Genomic DNA, 19,050 nt, shown 5'->3' with positions numbered 1-19,050 from the left:
GTCCCGGCGCCGCATGGCTCTCCGGGACATGCAGGCAGCAGCAGTTGCAGCCGTCCCCTTCCCAGTGGGCGCGGGAAGTGGGTGGGTGCGCTTCGCGCTGCTCAGCTCTCCTCGCCGGACAGCAGGGTGTCCACCATGTACCGGCGGGAGCGCTCGATGCCTTCGAGGGCGACCTGCTTGATCTCCTCCGCCGACCCGCTTCTGATGGAGTCGACCAACCGCCCGTGGTTGACGCTGGTGTACGGGGGGCGTCCGAGCTCTCCCCGCAGATTGAGGAAGCGTTCGATCTCTTCGTGCAGCGTGTTGATCATCGGGATCATCAGTGACACCCGTGCGACCTTTGCGATCCCGACGTGGAGCAGCCGGTTCGCCTCGTTCAGGTCGGGGCGTGCGGCGTCCGCCGCGACCGTTGCCGCGCTGAGCGCGTCGAGACGGTCGAGATCTTCCGCGTCGGCCCGCTGGGAGGCCAGCACAGCCGCCTCCGGTTCCAGGAGCCGGCGCAGGCGGTAGGTGTCCTGAAGGTCGCCGAGGTCCGTCGGCTTCACGAAGGTGCCGCGCCGCGGAACGACCACCACCAGACCTTCCCTGCGCAGCGCGTTCACGGCTTCGCGCACCGGGGTCTTGCTCATCCCGTACCGCTCCGCGAGCCAGGCCTCGATGATGACGTCGCCCGGGCGCAGCCGGCACCGGATGATGTCGCGCTTGAGAGAGGCGTACGCCTGCTCCGCCATCGACGGTCCCGAACCCACAGCACAGCTCCTCGTCAAGCACCCGCGTGGCGGCCTGGCCTTCCGGCGTCCACCTGCACGAAGACCTGTTGACAACCGCCGGGCGCAGCGTATCATCCCTGTGAAATATCACAGGGATCGCACGGGTCGCGCGGCCGACTCGCCCTGGACAACGGCACATTCCGCCCGCGGACATCCGGCTGGTCCGGGCGCGTGCCGGCCCGCTCTTCGCGGCACCGGACGCCCGCGCCGGTTGCACGTCAGCCGGAACAGCAGCGATCGCCCTACGAGCCGCCCGCCGTCGACCGATGAAGGCCCCCGAATGACGCAACTTCGCAGCAGCAGCCCGCGTGTGGACGGCTCCATGAACCGGTTGTTCCGGGCACTCGGCGCCCTGGAGCGGGCGGGGAACAGGCTCCCCCATCCCTTCTGGCTGTTCTGGATCTTCGTGGCACTGCTGAGCGTGGCCAGTGCTGTGCTGGCAGGTGCCGGGGTGTCCGTCACCCTGCCGTCGACAGGTGACTCCGTCGCGGTGAAGAGCCTGCTCTCGCTCCAGGGTGCGAAGTTCGCCGCGGAGTCGGCCCTGCACAACTTCTCCGGGTTCGCACCGCTCTCGGTCGTGGTGGTGGTGCTTCTCGGCGTCAGCGTCACCCAGAAAAGCGGCCTCCTCACGGCGCTTCTCCGTGTCACCATCGGCCGACTGCCCGTGCGGTGGCTGACCTTCTCCCTCGCGTTCAGCTCCATGATCGCGCACGTGATGAGCGACTCGGCCTACATCGTGATGCTCCCGCTGGGGGCGCTGGCCTTCCGGACCGCGGGGCGCAGCCCGGTGCTCGGCCTGATGGTCGCCTACGCGGCGACAGCCATCGGCTTCAACGCCAGCCCTCTGGTGACACCGGCCGACGCGGTCAGATCGTCGCTGGCGGCCGAGGCCGCGCACACCGTCGACCCGGACTACGTCATCACCCCGGTGGCCACCTACTTCTTCACCGCGGCCTCCTCGGTGTTCCTCGCTGCCGTCATCGCTCTCACGGTCGATCGCGTCCTGGCCCGACGGCCGGAGTTCGCGCCGGCTCCCGAGGACGATGTGACCCTGGGCGGGGTCTTCGAGAGCGCCCGGGGCGAGGCACCACAGCACGGCGGGCCGGCCGGCGAGACCCCCTCCACCTTCACGCTGACCGCCGTCGAGCAACGCGCCATGAGGCTGGCCGGCACGGTGCTCGTGCTCTACGTCCTGGCGGTGTCCGCGCTGCTGCTGCCAGGGTCCCCGTTCCGCGGCGAGCACGGAAGCATCGTGCAGTCCGTGGTCGTGGTGAACATCGCCGTGTTCATCTCGCTGCTGTTCGCACTGCTCGGGATCGTCTACGGCAGGCAGGTGGGGACGATCCCCTCGCTGTCGTCCGTCCCCACCGCGATGGCCGACGGGTTGAAGTCCTTCGTGCCGGTCATCGTGCTGTTCTTCGTGGTCTCGCAGTTCCTGGCCTACTTCACCTGGACCGGCATCAGCAATGTGGTCACTGTCGAGGGCGCCCGGCTGCTCAAGTCGCTGGACGCGCCCCATCTCGTCATCCTGCTGGTGATCGCCCTGGCCATCAGCGGGCTCAACATCGTCATCAGCAGCGGTTCGGCGATGTGGTCCGTCCTCGCCCCGGTGGTGGTCCCGCTGGCGATGTACATCGGGCTCTCGCCCCAGGCGGCGATGGTCTCCTTCATGATCGGGGACTCGGTCACCAACACCACTCCCATGAACGCGTACTTCGTGCTGGCCCTGGGGTTCCTCCAGCAGTTCAGGAAGAGCGCGGGCATCGGAACCATGCTGTCGTTCACGGTTCCCGTCACCTTCGCCGTGCTCGTCGCGTGGTTGTCCTTCTTCGCACTCTGGTACGCCCTGGGGATCCCGCTCGGACCAGGGGTGCCCGTCAGATGACCCGGCGCCGCCCGCCCCGGCGGCGCCGTACCGCAACGGACGCCCGCCCGACCGGAAGGAGACCTCCAACGGCTGTCACGACCTCGCCCTCCGCATGGTCCGCAGCTCGGCGACGCCGAGCACCCACCCCGCACCACTTCGCAACGGAAGAGTCACGCACTATGGGAAGCATCGCCGTCATCGGCGCAGGCAACGTCGGCCAGGCAATCGCCGGCCACATGTCCCTCCTGGGACACGACGTCAGGATCTTCGACAGGTGGGGCCGCGATCTTGAGCCGATCGAGGCCAACGGCGGCATCGGTATCACCGGGGACGTGGAGGGCCACGGCACACCCGCGATGCTGACGACCGACCTGGAGCGAGCCGTCGACGGCGCGGAGGTGGTGGTCGTCGCCGCGCCCGCCTTCGCCCACGCCTACCTGTCCGAGCAGCTCGCCTCCTTGCTCGCGCCGGGCCAACTCGTCCTGTTCCAGCCGGGCGTGCTCGGCAGCGGCGTGGAACTCGCTCGCAAGTTCAGGCTCGCGGAACGGCAGCCCTGCCTCATCGCGGAGACGCCCACCAGCCTGTACACGTGCCGGCTGCGCCGCCCCGCGCACGTCTACATCGGGGCGGTCAAGCACGCCGTACCCCTGGCCGGCGTCCCCAGCGCGCACACTCCCCGGGCTCTCGACATCCTGCGGGGGTACTTCGGCGACCGGTACGTGCCGGGCGAGGACGCGCTGACCGTCGGGCTCGACAACTGCAACCCGATCTACCATGTGCCGCCGGCCGTCCTGAACTTCAAGACGGTCGAGGACGCCGACTGCCACCCGCTGCACAGCCTGGTGACCCCGCGCATCGCCGAGGTCGTCGACGCACTCGACCGTGAACGCCTCGCCCTGGCGGACGCCCTCGGGGTGAAGGCGGCCAGCTTCTGGGACTTCCTCGACACCGCCTACGGGGTGACCGAGGGCAGCTTCGTCGACCGCATCGTCCAGGGCTACGGTCGTCAGGGCTTCCCGGAGCCGGACTCTGTCACGCACCGGTACTTCACCGAGGACATCCCCTTCGGACTGGTCATCTGGAGTTCGCTGGCCGCACAGATCGGGCTCCGGCTGCCGCTGACCGACTCGTTCGTCGCCCTGAGCGGGCCGCTGTGCGGACAGGACTTCCTGGCCGGTGGCCGCACGGCGAAGACGCTGGGCCTGGACGGCTCCGACGTCGAGGGCATCCGTGCCGCGTTCATCGACGGCGCGGTGTGACGCGCCGCACGCCGTGAAGCGCCGCCTCTTCGGACCGGCCACCGTGCACCCGGCACCGGTGCGGTCCGGGGACGCGCGCCGGGGAGATCGAGACGTTCCGGTACCCCCGCAAGGTCGCACCCTGCAGTGCCGCGCCCCTTCCTGTCCTGCACGCATGCCGGTCATGAAGGGGCGCCCAGGGCTACGGCTCGCGCCGGGTCACGGCTTGCGTCCCACCACGCCGAACTCGGCGACCGCCCGCTCGCTCGTGTCGGCCGGCTGTCCGGCCCGCCACTGCGAGCAGGGCACGATGCCCGGCTCCAGCAGCTCCAGATCCTCGAAGAAGGCCGCGATCTGAGAGCTGTCGCGGGCGGTGATCGGAGGCTTCGCGTTCTCGTTCCAGAACCGCATCATCTCGGCGCCGCCCTCGCCGCCGATCTCCAGGGTGGGGTGGGTGAGGACGAGGTGGCTGCCGGAGGGCACGGCGTCCATGATCCGTCGCACGATCCCCTTCGCCGCGTCCGTGTCGAGGACGAAGTTGAGTATGCCGAGCATCATCACGCCGATGGGACGGTCGAAGTCCAGGGTGCGGGCGGCGCCTTGCAGGATCGCCTCCGGCTCGTGCGCGTCCGCGTCGATGTAGTCCGTGGCGCCCTCGGGGGAGCCGGTGAGCAGGGCGCGGGCATGCACGAGGACGGTGGGATCGTTGTCGACGTAGACGATCCGTGACTCCGGCGCGATCCGCTGGGCGACCTCGTGCGTGTTGTCGACGGTGGGCAGCCCCGTGCCGATGTCGAGGAACTGCCGTATTCCCACCGTGTCCGTCAGGTAGGTGACGGCGCGGCTGAGGAACGCCCGGTCGGCACGGGCCGCTTCGACGATGGTGGGGAACATGCCCCGCACGTGGTCGCCGATCTCCTGGTCGACGGGGTAGTAGTTCTTGCCGCCCAGCCAGTAGTTCCACACCCTGGCGTTGTGCGCCACTGCGGTCGCCTGTCCGCCGACGCCGCTCGACGGGCTGATGTGCTCACTCACTCCGCGCTCCCTTCGTCGTCCCACTCGTCCGGGAGCCTACGCCCGGCCCGTAGGAGGCGAAGTCGCGGGCGCGGGCCCGGCCTTGCGCCGGGCGCGGGCGCGCGGGGCCTGCGCCTGTGCGGCGAGGAGCCCGGCCACCAGGCGGCGGGCGTAGGCGGGTTCGAGCCCGGCGGGGCGGAAGAGGATGCGGTACATCATCGGGGCGACGACGCGGTCGAGGACCGCCTCGACGTCGGGTACCGGCTCGTCGCGTCCGGCGGCGCGGGCGAGGACGATGCCGATCTGCTCGGCGGCGTAGGCGGAGCACCGGCCGCCGTTGCCGCCGCCCGGGTCGCCGAGCAGGGCGTCGCGGATGGAGGCGCGTCCTGACGGGGAGGACATCTCGTCGAGGAACTCCTCCGCCCAGGCCGTCAGGTCGGCGGCCAGCGCGCCCCGGTCCTGCGGGGGCGCATCGGGGCGGAGCCGCTCGACCGCCACGTCCGAGAGCAGCTCTTGCAGGTCGCCCCAGCGACGGTAGACCGTCGAGGGGGTGACCCCGGCGCGGGAGGCGACCTGCGGGACCGTCAGCGCGTCCCGTCCGAGCTCCGCCACGAGTTCGCGGACGGCGGTGTGGACGGCTTCCTGGACCCGGGCGCTGCGCCCTCCGGGCCGCACCATGGGGCGGCGGCTCATGGCTCCAGCCTAAAGCAGAACCGAGGCTTCGAGCGGGGCCCGGCGGCCCTCCTCACGCGGCGGCGGGCGCGAGGGCGCGGGCGGGTTCGTGCTGCTCGCAGGCGTGGCCGATCCGCAGGAGCAGCCCTTCCTCGAAGGGGCGGCCGAGAAGCTGCATCCCGGCCAACGGGCCGCCTCCGGTGGGGTGAGGGCATCGGTGGACACGAGAGCCTTCAGCTGAACGCCATGCCTTTGCGTTAGCTCACCGCAGGGGCCTACGGTGAGCTAACGCAAAAATTTCGCCTTAAGGGGTTCTCATGTGCGACACCGCGGCAGGCGGGCCCACGCACGCCACGGCGGCGGGCGACGGGGCCGCATGCACCTCCTCCGCCGGGAAGCACGCCGGCTCCACCCCGAAGGAGCCCGCCGCCTCCACCGCACTCCCCCACTGGCACGTGGGCGACCTCGTCGTGCACCGGATCGACGAGGTCGCCCTGCCGCCCGCCACCGGGACGTGGCTGCTTCCGGACGCGACCGCCCACGTGGTGGGCCGGCACGAGTGGCTGCGCCCGCACTTCGCCGAAGCGGACGGTGCCCTGCGGCTGGACAGTCACAGCTTCGCGCTGACGGTGGAGGGGCTACGCGTCGTGGTGGACACCGGCATCGGCAACGGCAAGCGGCGGGCGAACCCCGCCTGGCACGGCCTGCGGACCGACTACCTGCAACGGCTCGCCGACGCCGGGTACCCGCCCGATGCGGTGGACCTGGTCGTCCTCACCCACCTGCACACCGACCACGTGGGCTGGAACACCCGCGCCCGCGGCGACGGCACCTGGGTGCCCACCTTTCCCCGCGCCCGCTACCTCGTCTCCCGCACCGAGCGGGAGTTCTGGGCCGGTCACGCCATGGACGAGGCCCGGCAGCAGATGTTCCGGGACTCGGTGCAGCCCGTCGAGGAAGCGGGCCTGCTCGATCTCGTCGAGGTCCCCGCCGAAGGCGTCGAACTCGCCCCCGGCCTTCGTCTGCTGCCCACCCCGGGACACACCCCCGGGCACATCGCCGTCCGGGTGAGCAGCCGGGGGCGGGCGGCGCTCGTCACCGGGGACGCCGTCCACCATCCCGTGCAGCTCGCACACCCCGAACTGGGCAGTTGCGTCGACATCGACCCCGAGCAGGCTCGGGCCACCCGGCGTGCGCTGTTCGGCTCCGCGGCCGACGACGGGGCTCTCGTCCTCGGCACCCACTTCCCGCCGCCCACCGCCGGCCGGGTCCATGCGGTGGGGGGCGGCCGCGCGGGCGCCTACCGGCTGACGCCGGTGCCGCCGGAGGGGGCGCCGGACGAGGGTCGGCCGCGCACGTCCGAGACGGACACCGGGACGCCCGTGCGGCGGGAGGAGTCGCAGGCCTCGGCGATGTAGAGAGCTTCGAGCGCCTCGGCCGGCGGGCACGGGTTGGCCGCGCGGCCCGCGGCGACCTCCACGAAGGTCGTCAACTCGGTGACGTACGCGTCGTGGAAGCGCTCCATGAAGGTGGCGTAGGGGGTTTCGCGTTCCCACGTCAGGTGCGGCTCGGCGCTGGGCAGCGGGGAGCGGTCGTCCAGGCCGACGATCCTGGAGTCGCGCGATCCGCACACCTCCAGACGCACGTCGTAGCCGGCGCCGTGGTAGCGGGTGGCGGTGACCGTGGCGAGGGTGTCGTCGTCGAAGCGGAGCAGTGCAGCGCAGGTGTCCACGTCGTCGCCCGCGGCGAAGAACTCCTCCCCCCGGTCGGTGCCCTGGGCGTAGACGGAGACGACCTCGCGACCGGTCACCCAGCGCAGCGCGTCGAAGTCGTGGATGCCGCAGTCCCGGAAGAGGCCGCCGGAGGTGGGGAGGTAGGCGGCGGGCGGCGGCGTCATGTCGCTGGTGCAGGCCCGCAGGGTGTGCACCCGGCCCAGATCGCCGGCCCGCAGTGCCGCGCGGGCGGTCCGGTAGCCGGCGTCGAACCGCCGCTGAAGGCCGATCTGTACGGGTACCGAGCCGGCTTCGGCGCGCTCGACGACGGCGACGGTGCCCGCCACGTCGGGGGCGACGGGCTTCTCGCAGAACACCGGCACGCCGTGGTCGAGGGCCTGGTGGATGAGGCGCGCGTGCGCGCCGGTGGCCGCGGCGATCACGACACCGTCCACGCCGTCGGCGTACAGCTCCTCCACGGTGCGGGCGCTCGCCACCCCCAGGGTGGCGGCGAGCTCCTGGGCACGGTCGGTGTCCGCGTCGGCCACGGTGACGCGTTCGACGCCGGGAAGCGCCTGGAGCGTCGCCGCGTGGAAGGCGCCGATGCGTCCCGCGCCGATCAGGCCGATCTTCATCTCACAGTCCTCGGGTCGGGTCGGTCGGATCGGGGTCGGTCGGTCGACCGGCGGTCAGGCCCCGCAGGAGCGCAGGAAGCGGCGGGTGCGGTCGGCGATGGGGAAGGGCTGGTCGGGCGGGCACGGGTACATGTCCTGCTCGACGATGGCGAACAGGTCCACCCCGAGCCCCTGTGCCGCCTCCAGCACGGGCGGCAGCTCGGGCACGCCCCGCGGCGGTTCGCACATCACCCCCTGCCGCACGGCGGGACCGAACGGCGTGCCCTGGGCCCGCACGTCGGCCAGGATCTCCGGGTCCACCTGCTTGAGGTGGAGGTACCCGATGCGCTCCCCGTACGTCTCGATGAGCTTGACGCTGTCGCCGCCGCAGTAGGCGTAATGGCCGGTGTCCAGGCACAGCTGCACCAGCTCGCTGTCGGTGGAGTCCAGGAAGCGGGTGACGTTCTCCTCGGTGTCGATGTGGGTGTCGGCGTGCGGGTGGACAGCGATACCGAGCCCGAACTCGTCGCGGACCTGCCGGGCGAGCCGTTCCATGCCCGTGGCCTGGTGCCGCCACTGTTCGGCGGTCAGCTCGCGCGGCTCCAGCTCCTCGGCGGTCTTGTCGTCACGCCAGAAGGAGGGGATGACCACCAGGTGGGTGGCGTCCATGGCGCGCGCGAGCGCGGCGACCTGCGCCACGTGGGACCAGGTGCCCTCCCAGACGGCCGGACCGTGGTGCAGCGAGGTGAAGACGGTGCCGGCGGAGACGCTCAGACCGCGCCGGGCGGTCTCCTCGCGCAGCACCGCCGGGTCGGTGGGCAGGTAGCCGTAGGGGCCGAGTTCGATCCACGCGTACCCGGCTTCGGCGACCTCGTCCAAGAAACGCCGCCAGGGGACCTGTTGCTCGTCCTCGGGGAACCACACGCCCCACGAGTCGGGCGCCGATCCGACGCGGAGCCGGTCGAGAGCGGGGGCGGCCGGAGGCGGTACGGGCATGGGTGTGGCTCTCCTCCCCCCGGCGCACGGCGTCCGGGACGGCACTGAGTGGGACGGGGTGGTCCGCGGGGAACCGGATAAGTCCTCGTCGCTCAGCGTGCGGGGCTGCGGTGAACACTGTCAAGACTTCGTCCTGACATAAGGACTTAAGGACTTTACCGAAAGAGCGTGCGAGAGCCGGGGGGGGCACGGGCGCGGCGTGGCGCGTCAGCGGGCCGGCGAGGGTGCGGGGGCGAGGCAGCGGTGCGTTCCGCGGGCGCGAGGTGAGGGAGGCGGGAGCAGGCAGCCAGGGAGGAAGGAGCGTCGGGATGCGGGCAGCAGAACGCGAGGTGGCGTCAGAACGTCCGCAGCGGGTCGAAGGGTGTCACGTCGATACCCGGTTCCTGCCCCAGCGCGAGGCGGGCGGCCACGGCGCCCGCGAACGGACCCGAGGTGAGCCCGCCGGAGCCGAGCCCGCCCGCCACCACCAGCCCGGGCGCCGACGGGACCGTGCCCAGCAGCGGTTGCCCGTCGGGCGAGGACGGGCGGAAACCGACACGGGTCTCCAGGTGGGTGGCCGGGGCGAGTCCCGGTGCCACCGACAGGGCGCGCTCCAGCACCTCGGCCAGGCCCGCCGCCGTGACGCGGTGGTCGAAGCCGGTGCCGTCCTCCCGGGTGGCGCCGATCACGACCCGCCCGCCGTCGAAGGTCAGCAGGTAGTGGCTGCTGCGCGGCAGGACGACCGGCCAGTTGGCGGTGTCGGCCCCGGGCAGGTGCAGGTGGACGATCTGGCCGCGCTGCGGGGCGATCCGGGCCCGCACCCCGACAGGCTCCAGCAGTGCCGGCATCCAGGCGCCCGCCGCCGCCACCACGGCGTCCGCCGCGAGGCTTTCGTCCGCCACGCGGACGGCACGCACCCGGCCGTCGCCGCCGGTCTCGATGTGTGCCGTGCCGCGGAGGGTGTGCAGCCCGTGCCGTTCGGCCGCCGCGACCAGTGCGTCACGCATCCGGCGCCCGTCGACCCGCGCGGCCCCGGAGACGTGCAGGGCCTCCCCCGCGCAACCGGCCCCACCCTGGACGTCGGCGTCGGCGAGGGCGGGGAACATGCGGCGGGCCTCGGCGGCGTCCACCGCGGTCACCTCGCCCGCGTGCGGATCCGCTTCGGCGCGGGCGGCCACCCTGGTGCGGATCTGCGCGGCCTCGTCGGGGCCCGGCGGCAGCAGGGCGAGGGCGCCGACCCGCCGGTAGCCGACGTCGCCCTGGCCGTCCTGGGCGAGGGCCGCCAGCAGGCCGGGGTAGTGTCCGGCCCCGGCGACGGCGAGCGGCTCGGACACGCGGCCGGTCCAGGGGCAGACGATGCCGGCGCCCGCGGAGGTGGCCCTCCCCTGGTGCGCCGCGTCGACCAGTACCGTCTCGGCGCCCGCGCGCGCCAGTTCGTACGCGGCGGCCGCACCGACGATGCCTGCTCCGACGACGACGATCCGCACCCTGCCTCCTCGCTCGCCCGCACCCGGGCGCCGGTCGCCGGGCCGCCCGGGTGGCGGGCCCTGGGACCCCACTCGGATTGATCACCTCACCTCACCACCAGGTCCGAGCGAGCGTCAACGCCTCCACCTGCGCCTGCACGCCCCGGCGGGCTCTCCGCCCGGCCCTCGCGGACGGCCCGCGACCGGTTGCCGTGCGCTCCGGTGCGGCCGCCGTCAGGGCAGTACGGCGATGCCGTCGAGCTCGATCCAGGCGTCCTCGTCCCACAGCCGTGCGGCCCCGATGACGGCCATCGCGGGGTAGTCGCGCCCTGCCGACTCCCGCCAGATGCGGCCGAACTCGGCGGCGTGGTCGCGGTAGGCGGGTATGTCGGTGGTGTAGACGGTGACCCGCGCGAGGTCGCCGGGCCCACCGCCGCAGGCCGCGAGGGCCGCCAGCAGGTTGCCGAGGGCGAGCCGGAACTGCTCCGGGAACGTGCTGGCCGCCACCCGTCCCTCGCCGTCCAACGCGGTCTGCCCCGCGAGGAAGACCAGCCGGGTGCCGGTGGGCGCCGTCACCGCGTGGGAGAAGCCGCGCGGCGGTGAGAGCTCCGCGGGGTTGACCCGGGTCACCACGGTACGGGGCCCGGCTCTCCGCGGCTCGTCCCCGGCTGTGGGCGGCTGCTCCGTGGCGGGCGGCTCCACGCTGCGGGGTTCCGCGGTAGGCGGCTCCGCGATGCGGGGTCCACCGGGGCCGGAACTTCCGGTGCTGGAGCCGGGGTTGTCGCTGCAGTCGGTCATGTGTCCGGCTCCTTCGTGTGCCGTTCGGGGGCGTGCGGGCCACGCGTCCGGTAGAGCTCCTTGGCCACCAGGGAGCGCTGCACCTCGGTGGCCCCCTCGTAGATGCGGGGCGCGCGGACCTCACGGTAGAGGTGTTCGAGAAGGTGACCGCGCTGGAGGGCGGCCGCACCGTGGATCTGGACGGCGGCGTCGACGACGTACTGCGCGGTCTCCGTGGCCGTGAGCTTGGCCATGGCCGCCCGCCGCGCCACCTCGTCCCCGGCGCCGCCGCTCGCGTCGTACGCGCAGGCCGCAGCGTAGACCAGCAGCCGTGCCGCCTCGGTACGCGTGGCCATCTCCGCCAGTTGGTGGGAGACGGACTGGAGGTCGCGCAGCACGCCACCGAAGGCGGAACGCTGTGCGGCGTGGTCGAGGGAGGCGTCCAGCGCGGCCTGTGCCATGCCGACGGCGAACGCGCCGACGCTGGGCCGGAACAGGTTGAGGGTCCGCATGGCCACCCCGAAGCCCCCACCCGGCTTCCCGAGAAGGTCGTGGTGGGTGACGGGGACGGCGTCGAAGGCGAGGGTGCCCAGCGCGTGCGGTGCGAGCATGTCGAGGGGCTCGCCGCTCAGACCCGGCCGGTCGGCGGGGACGAGGAAGGCGGTCACCCCGCGGGCGCCGGGGCCCTCGCCGGTGCGGGCGAAGACGGTGTAGAAGTCGGCCTCCGGGGCGTTGGAGATCCACGTCTTGGTGCCCGTCAGCCGCCACCCCCGCGCCTCGTGGCGGTCGCCGGACGGGACGCTGCCGTCCGGTTCGGCGCGCAGGGTGAGCGCGGCGGCGTCGCTCCCGGCGCCCGGCTCGCTCAGGGCGAAGGCCGCCACCGCCCGCCCGGCGGCGGCCTCGGGCAGCCAGCGCGCCCGCTGCCGTTCGCTTCCGGCGTCGGCGATCGGGCCCGCTCCCAGGCCCTGGAGGGCGAGCGCGGTCTCCGCCTCGGCGCAGGAGTGGGCCAGCGACTCGCGGAGCAGGCAGAGTTCGAGCGCACCGGCCGGCCGGCCCGGTTGCGCGCCGGGAACCGCGCGGGCGAGCAGGCCCAGTTCGCCCAGCTCGCGCACCAGCGGCCGGTTGACGCGCCCCGGCTCCCCCGCCGCCGCGAGCGGGCGCAACCGCTCCGCACCGAGGGCACGCAGCCGGGCGCACCACTCGCGCTGCTGCCGGGTGAGGGCGAACTGCTCCCCTCCCAGTTGGGACGTGCCGGGTTGCTCCGCGGCGGCGGGGGGCGAGGTGGACGGCGGAGGCGGCTCGCTGGCGGACATGGCTGCTCCCCTCGGTGCGGGTGTGTCGCGGCGCGGTGTCTGCGGGGGCGGTACCTGATCGGTCCGCCACTTGGTCGGTGCGGTGTCTGCGTCGGTGGCCCGGTGAACGGGCTCTCGCCCACGGGCTGCGCACCCTCTTGTCTATCGCGGACCATTGACTGTCGTCACCATCACGTTACGCTCAACGCCACTCGCCACCACCGGTGCCGGTGCCCCGACTTCGGCGCCGCCCACGCAACGGACGGCGCCCACCTGGTGCCGCCGCCTCCCGAGCCGCCCGCGAGGGGGTAGATCGGTATGCGTCCGCGTCCGACTCCGTCAGCGCCCGCCGACCCCGCCCGTGTCGGCACCGCCCACGTCGACACCTTCGCACGGGACCACCTGCCGCCACTCGACCAGTGGCCCGACCTGCTGCTGGACGACCCCGCGCTCGCCTACCCCGCCCGCCTCAACTGCGGTGTGGAGCTACTGGACCGCACCCTGGAGCGGCACGGCCCCGACCGGCCGGCCGTCCACAGCGGCGGCGTCCCCTCGTCCGACGGCGGTACGGCCCCGGTGCGCACCTGGACGTACGGCGAACTCCGCGCGCACGTGGACCGGTTGGCCCATGTACTCACGGACGAGATGGGCGTGGCGCCCGGCAACCGGGTGCTGCTGCGCGGGCCGACCAGCGTGCACCTGGCCGCCTGCTGGCTGGCGGTGATGAAGGCAGGGGCCGTCGCGGTCACCGTGCTGGCGGCGCAGCGGGCACGGGAGCTGGCCACCGTCTGCCGCCTCGCCCGCGTCTCGCACGCGCTGTGCGCCGCCGAAGCCGCCCAGGAGCTGGTCAACGCCCGCGTACCGGGGCTGCACACGGGGCTGTTCGGTTCCGGTGACGCCTCCGACGTGCTCCGGATCGCCGCCGGCAAGCCGGACCGGTTCCCGGCGGTGGCGACGGCGGCGGACGACGTGGCACTCATCGCCTTCACCTCCGGCACCACCGGGACCCCCAAGGGCTGCGTGCACTTCCACCGGGACGTGCTGGCCGTGGCCGACACCTTCGCGGCCCGCGTCCTGCGTCCGCGCGCCGACGACGTGTTCGCGGGCACGCCGCCCTTGGGCTTCACCTTCGGGCTGGGCGGCCTGGTGGTGTTCCCGCTGCGGGTGGGCGCCGCCACGCTGCTGGAGCCGTTCGGCGGTGCGGCGCGGATGCTGGAGGTGATCGAACGGCACCGGATCTCGGTGCTGTTCACCGCGCCGACGGCCTACCGGGCGATGCTGGCGCAGCTGGCCGAGCCGGACGGGGGCTCCGCGGGTGACCTCTCGTCGCTGCGCCGCTGCGTCTCGGCCGGGGAGCATCTGCCCGCCGCCACCTGGCGCTCCTGGCACGAGCGGACGGGGCTGCGGATCATCGATGGCATCGGCGCGACGGAGATGCTGCACATCTTCCTCTCCGCCGCGGACGAGGCGGCCCGCCCCGGCCGCACCGGCCTGCCGGTCCCCGGCTACCAGGCCCGGATCGTCGCCGAGGACGCCGACGGGAGACTGACGCCGGTACCGGACGGCACCCCGGGGCTGCTGGCCGTGCGCGGCCCGGTCGGCTGCCGCTACCTGGCGGACGAGCGGCAGCGCGCGTACGTGCGGGAGGGCTGGAACCTCACCGGCGACACGTATGTCCGCGACGCCGACGGCTACTTCGGCTACGTGGCGCGCGCCGACGACATGATCGTCTCGGCGGGGTACAACATCGCGGGCCCGGAGGTGGAGGAGACGCTGCTGCGCCACCCGGACGTGCGAGAGGCCGCCGTGGTGGGACGTCCCGACGCCCGGCGGGGACACGTGGTGGTCGCCCATGTGGTGCTGGGTCCCGGCGTGCCCGGCGACGAGGCGACGGCCGAACGGCTGCGGGAGTTCGCGCGGGCGGAGCTGAGCCCGTACAAGTGTCCGCGTGAGTTCGTCTTCCCGGCCGCTCTGCCCCGCACCCCCACCGGTAAGCTCCAGCGCTTCCGGCTGCGCGAGCCGCACCCCGGCACCGAAGGCGTCCCCGCACCCCGGGGGCCGCAGGAACCACAGCAGCCGCGGGCCCCCCGGCCGGGCAGGACCGCGGACGGCCCTGAGCAGCGGCGGATCTAGAGTAACGGCGTGGCACAGAAAGCGTCCCAGCAGCTCGGCGGGGCTGCGAGCGCCCCGCACACCCCGCGCGGCCCGCAGTCCGGCAGGCTCTCACCGGGCTCCCTCATCCTCACCTTCTACGGCGCCTACGGGCGCGCCCTCAACGAAGCGGGGACCGTGCCCGTCGCGGCGCTGATCCCGCTGCTCAAGGCGGTGGGCGTGGATGCCCCGTCGGTACGCTCGGCCGTCTCCCGCCTCAAGCGGCGCGGTCTGCTGACCGCCGACCGGCCGGGCAGCAAGGCCGCCGGGTACCGGCCCTCCCCCGCCGCCGCGCAGCTCCTCGCCGACGGCGACGGCCGCGTCTACGCACGCCCCGAGCCGGACGGCACCTGGCTGCTGGCGCTCTTCTCCGTTCCCGAGAGCGAACGCGACCGGCGGCACGTACTGCGGTCGACGCTGGCGCGGCTCGGCTTCGGCAACGCGGCGCCGGGTGTCTGGATCGCACCGTCCCACCTGGAGGAGGAGGCCCGGCACGCGCTGACCCGCCGCGGGCTGGCACCGTACGTCGACCTGTTCCGGGGCGAGCACGCCGGGTTCACGCCGACCGCCGCTTCGGTGGCCCGCTGGTGGGACCTGGACGGACTCGCCGAGCGCCACCGTGCCTTCCTGGACGTCCACGAACCGGTGCTGCGCCGGTGGTCGCGGCGGCGCAGCACCCCGGCGCAGGAGGCGTACCGGGACTATCTGCCGGCCCTGGACGCGTGGCGTCACCTTCCGTACGCGGACCCGGGACTGCCCGGCGGCCTGCTGCCGAAGCGGTGGCCCGGCGAGCGCGCGGCCCGGGTCTTCTTCGCGCTGCACGAGAGGCTGCGGGACGCGGGGACGGCACACGTGCGGGACGTGTACGCGCAGGCCGTGGAACGCTGATCCGGGCCCGGACCCCGGCCGCCTACCGGCCCCGGTCCTGCCGGTTCCCGTTCCCGCCCCGGCCGGGTCCCCGACCCCGGTCCCCGTCCTGCTCCCGGTCCTGGTCCGGGGGCGGCTCGTCCCACCAGCGGTCGTCGGACTCGCGGCGGTTCCCGACGATCGCGGCGAAGGGCGGGATGACCATGGCGACGACGCACATCCCGATGGCCGCCGGCACCGACCACAGGCGCACGAAGGCCCAGGCACTGACGAACAGCACCAGGCAGACCGCCATCATCGCGAAATAGCGTCGGCGCCTCCGTGCGTACATGTCTCCACGGTACGGCGGCCCCGGCCACCCGTCAGGCGGGCCGGGGCCGCCGGGGGCGCGGGCGGCAGCTAGAGGGTGAGGCGCTGCTTGGGGGCATCCGTGCGGCCGGTGGGGGGCCGGCGGCTGCCCGCCTGGTAGGGCAGCGGCCAGGGGGCGCCCGGCCCGTCGTACCCCTGTTCGGCCGCCGCGTGCAGCGTCCAGTGCGGGTCGTACAGGTGCGGGCGGGCGAGGGCGCACAGGTCGGCGCGCCCGGCCAGGACGAGCGAGTTGACGTCGTCCCAGGACGAGACGGCGCCGACGGCGATCACCGGGACGCCGACCACGTTGCGGATGCGATCGGCGAACGGGGTCTGGTAGGAGCGGCCGGTGCGGGGCTGCCCGTGGGCGACGACCTGGCCGGTGGACACGTCGACGGCGTCCGCACCGTGCTCGGCGAAGGCGGCGGCGATGTGGAGCGCGTCGTCACCCGTGGTGCCGCCCTCGGCCCAGTCGGTGGCGGAGATCCGTACCGTCATGGGGCGCTCGGCGGGCCAGACCGCACGGACCGCGTCGAACACTTCCAGGGGGTAGCGCAGCCGGGCGGCCAGGGAGCCCCCGTAGGCGTCGGTACGCCGGTTGGTCAGCGGGGAGAGGAACGTGGAGAGCAGGTAGCCGTGGGCGCAGTGCAGCTCCAGCAGGTCGAACCCCGCACGGGCCGCGCGCCGCGCCGAGGCGACGAACTGCTCCAGGACCGCGGCCATCCGCGCACGGGTCAGCTCCTGCGGGAGCTGGCTGACACCGGGGCGGTAGGGCAGCGGCGAGGGGGCCTCCAGCGGCCAGTTGCCCTCGTCCAAGGGCTCGTCGATGCCCTCCCACATGAGTTTGGTGGACCCTTTGCGGCCCGCGTGTCCGAGCTGGAGCCCGACGGCGGCGGTCGGTGACCCCTCGTGGACGAAGGCGGTCACCCGGCGCCATGCCGCCTCCTGCTCGTCGTTCCACAGCCCCGCACAGCCGGGTGTGATGCGTCCGCGCGCGGAGACGCACACCATCTCCGTCATGGTCAGGCCCGCGCCGCCCAGCGCCCGCGCCCCCAGGTGCACGAGGTGGAAGTCGCCGGGCACCCCGTCCCGGGAGCTGTACATGTCCATCGGCGAGACGACGACGCGGTTGCGGAGGGTCAGCCCGCGCATCCGGAAGGGGGTGAACATGGGCGGGGTGCCCTCGGGTACGCCCGCCTCCCGTTCGGTGGCCGCGACGAAGGCGGGGTCGCGCAGCCGCAGGTTGTCGTGGGTGACCCGGCGGCTGCGGGTGAGCAGGTTGAAGGCGAACCGGTAGGGGCGCTGCCCGGTGTGGTCGGCCAGCTCCTCGAACCAGGTCAGGCTCGCTTCCGCGGCCCGCTGGGTGGAGCGGACGACCGGTTGCCGTTCGGCCTCGTAGGCGTCCAGTGCGGCGGACAGGTCCGGCTGTTCCCGCAGGCAGGCGGCGAGCGCGAGGGCGTCCTCCACGGCGAGTTTGGTGCCCGACCCGATGGAGAAGTGGGCGGTGTGCGCCGCGTCACCGAGCAGGACGACGGGAGCAGGGGTGCTCTCGTGCCACCAGCGTGCGTTGACGACCGTGCGGAACGCCGTCCACTGCGAGTTGTTGCCGTGCAGCGGGCGTCCGCGCAGGGTCTCGGGAAAGAGCGCGGCGCAGGCCTCGGCGGATGCGCCCTCGTCCAGCCGGTCCAGCCCGGCGGCCCGCCACACCTCCTCGCGGGTCTCGACGACGGCGGTGGAGCGGTCCTCAGCGTAGGGATAGGCGTGGAGTTGGAGGATGCCGTGCTCCGTCTCGGCGATCTCGAAGCGGAACGCATCGAGTGCGAAGTCGGTGGCCAGCCAGATGTAGCGGCAGCGGTGGGTGGTGACGGTGGGCCGGAAGAGGTCGGCGTGGGCGGCACGGGTGGCGCTGTGCACACCGTCGGCCGCGACGACCAGGTCGTGGGTGCGCGCCAGCGAGGCCGCAGCCGGGGCCTGGGTACGGAACCGCAGCCGCACGCCCGTCTCGCGGCACCGCTCGTGCAGGACGGACAGCAGCGTGCGGCGGCTCACGGCGGCGAACCCGTGTCCCGTCGAGCCGAGCGTGTGTCCGCGGTGGACGATCTCCACGTCGTCCCAGCGCACCATACGTGCGCGCAGCGTGGCGAAGACCTCCGGGTCGGCGCTCTCGATGCCGCCGACCGTCTCGTCCGAGAGCACCACGCCGAAGCCGAACGTGTCGTGGGGTGCGTTCCGTTCGAAGACGGTGACCTCGCGGGCCGGGTCGAGCCGCTTCAGCAGGATCGCCGCGTACAGGCCGCCGGGACCGCCGCCGACGACGGCGATGCGCAGGGGGCCGGTCCGGCGGCCGGCCTGCGGAGTCACCGGCCCCGCCAGAGCGGCGGCCGCTTGTCGGTGAAGGCCGCGTGGAACTCCTTGTAGTCCTCGCCGTGCATGAGCAGCGCCTGAGTGGCCGCATCCAGTTCGACGGCGCCGGAGAGCGGGAGGTCGAGTTCGGCGGTGAGCAGCGCCTTGGTCTGTGCGTGGGCGAGCGCGGGCCCGTCGGCGAGGCGCCGCGCGAGCTGCCGGGCGGCCTGCGCGGTCTCCCCCTCGTCGACCAGCTGGCTGATCAGGCCGATGCGTTCGGCCTCGGGGGCCCGCACCGGCTCGCCCAGCATCAGGATGCGGGTGGCATGGCCGAGGCCGACGACGCGGGGCAGCAGGTAGGCGGCGCCCATGTCGCCGCCGGAGAGCCCGACCTTGGTGAACAGGAAGGAGAACCGCGCCGTGGGGTCGGCCACCCGGAAGTCGGCGGCCAGCGCGAGCACCGCGCCTGCTCCGGCGGCGGCCCCGTGCACGGCGGCCACCACCGGGAACGGCGCCTCCCTGAGGGCGCGCACGACCTGCCCGGTCATCCGGTTGAAGTCCAGCAGCCGGGCGGTGTCCATGCCGAGGGTGGCGCCGATGATCTCCTCCACGTCGCCGCCGGAGCAGAAGCCCCGCCCCTCCCCCGCCAGGACGAGGGCCCGGGTGCGGTCCCGGTGGGTGAGCTCCGCGAGGAGGTCGCGCAGGTCGGCGTACGCCTCGAACGTCAGCGCGTTCAGCTTCGCGGGCCGCGCGAGCGTGACGGTGGTGACCCCGTCCTCCTCGCCGACCTCCACGTGCCGCCAGCGCGGGGTGCGTCGGGCGGAACCGGTGAACGGGCTCATACGGGCCTCCGTCGCTCCGTCGGCGAACGGGCCCGGTGGGCACCCCGGGCCACCATGCGCTCGAAAGTATCACCGGTTGATGACTGCCGTCACGAGTACGCG

The 19,050-nt window shown here is 73.5% G+C and carries 16 protein-coding genes; 5 read left to right on the top strand and 11 right to left on the bottom strand.

Going from position 1 to position 19,050, the window contains the following annotated elements; all coding sequences use genetic code 11:
- Window positions 1-101 precede the first annotated feature (101 nt).
- Complete coding sequence (locus tag H297_RS36555) at window positions 102-749, bottom strand: GntR family transcriptional regulator (protein WP_158693693.1); 648 nt, start codon at window positions 747-749, stop codon at window positions 102-104.
- A 301-nt stretch (window positions 750-1,050) separates the two neighbouring features.
- Between H297_RS36555 and H297_RS0115245 the strand changes: the two genes are divergently transcribed.
- Both H297_RS0115245 and H297_RS0115240 read left to right on the top strand, forming a co-directional pair.
- A complete protein-coding gene (locus H297_RS0115245) occupies window positions 1,051-2,655 on the top strand; it encodes an AbgT family transporter (protein ID WP_027737752.1) in 1,605 nt (534 codons plus the stop codon).
- Between the two features lie 161 nt (window positions 2,656-2,816).
- Window positions 2,817-3,896 carry an NAD/NADP octopine/nopaline dehydrogenase family protein gene (locus H297_RS0115240; RefSeq protein WP_027737751.1) on the top strand — a complete coding sequence of 360 codons (1,080 nt, stop codon included), beginning with the start codon at window positions 2,817-2,819 and terminating at the stop codon, window positions 3,894-3,896.
- Between the two features lie 198 nt (window positions 3,897-4,094).
- Here the strand turns inward: H297_RS0115240 and H297_RS0115235 are convergent, their stop codons facing one another.
- Window positions 4,095-4,910, bottom strand: a complete 816-nt coding sequence (locus H297_RS0115235; RefSeq protein ID WP_027737750.1) for an SAM-dependent methyltransferase — start codon at window positions 4,908-4,910, stop codon at window positions 4,095-4,097.
- A 36-nt stretch (window positions 4,911-4,946) separates the two neighbouring features.
- The gene (locus tag H297_RS36550) at window positions 4,947-5,582 is read right to left on the bottom strand and encodes a TetR/AcrR family transcriptional regulator (RefSeq protein ID WP_078514112.1); all 636 of its coding nucleotides are present in this window, start codon (window positions 5,580-5,582) and stop codon (window positions 4,947-4,949) included.
- Window positions 5,583-5,878: 296 nt separating this feature from the next.
- On the opposite strand from H297_RS36550, the gene H297_RS41685 reads away from it, so the two are divergent.
- Window positions 5,879-6,979, top strand: a complete 1,101-nt coding sequence (locus H297_RS41685) for an MBL fold metallo-hydrolase (RefSeq protein WP_078514110.1) — start codon at window positions 5,879-5,881, stop codon at window positions 6,977-6,979.
- On the opposite strand, the gene H297_RS0115210 is transcribed toward H297_RS41685, so the two are convergent.
- From H297_RS0115210 to H297_RS36545, 5 genes are all read right to left on the bottom strand, one after another.
- Window positions 6,862-7,908, bottom strand: a complete 1,047-nt coding sequence (locus tag H297_RS0115210; RefSeq protein WP_027737747.1) for a Gfo/Idh/MocA family protein — start codon at window positions 7,906-7,908, stop codon at window positions 6,862-6,864. The two genes, H297_RS41685 and H297_RS0115210, sit on opposite strands and share 118 nt — an antisense overlap.
- Before the next feature lie 54 nt (window positions 7,909-7,962).
- Window positions 7,963-8,883, bottom strand: a complete 921-nt coding sequence (locus H297_RS0115205; protein ID WP_027737746.1) for a sugar phosphate isomerase/epimerase family protein — start codon at window positions 8,881-8,883, stop codon at window positions 7,963-7,965.
- Window positions 8,884-9,218: 335 nt separating this feature from the next.
- Entirely contained in the window at window positions 9,219-10,349 is a 1,131-nt protein-coding gene (locus H297_RS0115200) for an NAD(P)/FAD-dependent oxidoreductase (protein WP_027737745.1), read from the bottom strand.
- A gap of 213 nt (window positions 10,350-10,562) precedes the next feature.
- Complete coding sequence (locus tag H297_RS0115195) at window positions 10,563-10,961, bottom strand: RidA family protein (protein WP_027737744.1); 399 nt, start codon at window positions 10,959-10,961, stop codon at window positions 10,563-10,565.
- Window positions 10,962-11,122: 161 nt separating this feature from the next.
- Window positions 11,123-12,418: an acyl-CoA dehydrogenase family protein gene (locus H297_RS36545; protein ID WP_078514106.1), complete on the bottom strand. Its 1,296-nt coding sequence runs from the start codon at window positions 12,416-12,418 to the stop codon at window positions 11,123-11,125.
- A 297-nt stretch (window positions 12,419-12,715) separates the two neighbouring features.
- Here H297_RS36545 and H297_RS36540 point away from each other — a divergent pair, with 297 nt between their 5' ends.
- Window positions 12,716-14,530, top strand: coding sequence for an AMP-binding protein (locus H297_RS36540; protein ID WP_078514104.1), 1,815 nt, complete (start codon window positions 12,716-12,718; stop codon window positions 14,528-14,530).
- A 105-nt stretch (window positions 14,531-14,635) separates the two neighbouring features.
- Entirely contained in the window at window positions 14,636-15,436 is an 801-nt protein-coding gene (locus H297_RS0115180) for a PaaX family transcriptional regulator C-terminal domain-containing protein (RefSeq protein WP_037794330.1), read from the top strand.
- A 22-nt stretch (window positions 15,437-15,458) separates the two neighbouring features.
- On the opposite strand, the gene H297_RS0115175 is transcribed toward H297_RS0115180, so the two are convergent.
- The 3 genes from H297_RS0115175 to H297_RS0115165 all read right to left on the bottom strand — a co-directional run bounded on the left by H297_RS0115175 (window position 15,459) and on the right by H297_RS0115165 (window position 18,948).
- Window positions 15,459-15,746, bottom strand: a complete 288-nt coding sequence (locus H297_RS0115175) for a DUF3099 domain-containing protein (protein WP_027737742.1) — start codon at window positions 15,744-15,746, stop codon at window positions 15,459-15,461.
- A gap of 68 nt (window positions 15,747-15,814) precedes the next feature.
- The gene (locus tag H297_RS0115170) at window positions 15,815-18,124 is read right to left on the bottom strand and encodes a bifunctional salicylyl-CoA 5-hydroxylase/oxidoreductase (protein ID WP_027737741.1); all 2,310 of its coding nucleotides are present in this window, start codon (window positions 18,122-18,124) and stop codon (window positions 15,815-15,817) included.
- The gene (locus H297_RS0115165; RefSeq protein ID WP_027737740.1) at window positions 18,121-18,948 is read right to left on the bottom strand and encodes an enoyl-CoA hydratase family protein; all 828 of its coding nucleotides are present in this window, start codon (window positions 18,946-18,948) and stop codon (window positions 18,121-18,123) included. Before H297_RS0115165 ends, H297_RS0115170 begins: the two co-directional genes overlap by 4 nt.
- Window positions 18,949-19,050: the final 102 nt, after the last annotated feature.

It is taken from the genome of Streptomyces sp. CNT360, from assembly GCF_000424785.1.
Note: the sequence above shows the minus strand (reverse complement) of the source record. Positions and strands in the feature narration are given on the sequence as shown.

What these genes read in the sequence shown, in the direction of transcription:
- H297_RS0115245 (WP_027737752.1), top strand. Translation starts at nt 1,051, where the DNA reads ATGACGCAACTTCGCAGCAGCAGCCCGCGTGTGGACGGCTCCATGAAC.
- H297_RS0115240 (WP_027737751.1), top strand. Translation starts at nt 2,817, where the DNA reads ATGGGAAGCATCGCCGTCATCGGCGCAGGCAACGTCGGCCAGGCAATC.
- H297_RS36550 (WP_078514112.1), bottom strand. Translation starts at nt 5,582, where the DNA reads ATGAGCCGCCGCCCCATGGTGCGGCCCGGAGGGCGCAGCGCCCGGGTC.
- H297_RS41685 (WP_078514110.1), top strand. Translation starts at nt 5,879, where the DNA reads ATGTGCGACACCGCGGCAGGCGGGCCCACGCACGCCACGGCGGCGGGC.
- H297_RS0115210 (WP_027737747.1), bottom strand. Translation starts at nt 7,908, where the DNA reads ATGAAGATCGGCCTGATCGGCGCGGGACGCATCGGCGCCTTCCACGCG.
- H297_RS0115205 (WP_027737746.1), bottom strand. Translation starts at nt 8,883, where the DNA reads ATGCCCGTACCGCCTCCGGCCGCCCCCGCTCTCGACCGGCTCCGCGTC.
- H297_RS36545 (WP_078514106.1), bottom strand. Translation starts at nt 12,418, where the DNA reads ATGTCCGCCAGCGAGCCGCCTCCGCCGTCCACCTCGCCCCCCGCCGCC.
- H297_RS36540 (WP_078514104.1), top strand. Translation starts at nt 12,716, where the DNA reads ATGCGTCCGCGTCCGACTCCGTCAGCGCCCGCCGACCCCGCCCGTGTC.
- H297_RS0115175 (WP_027737742.1), bottom strand. Translation starts at nt 15,746, where the DNA reads ATGTACGCACGGAGGCGCCGACGCTATTTCGCGATGATGGCGGTCTGC.
- H297_RS0115165 (WP_027737740.1), bottom strand. Translation starts at nt 18,948, where the DNA reads ATGAGCCCGTTCACCGGTTCCGCCCGACGCACCCCGCGCTGGCGGCAC.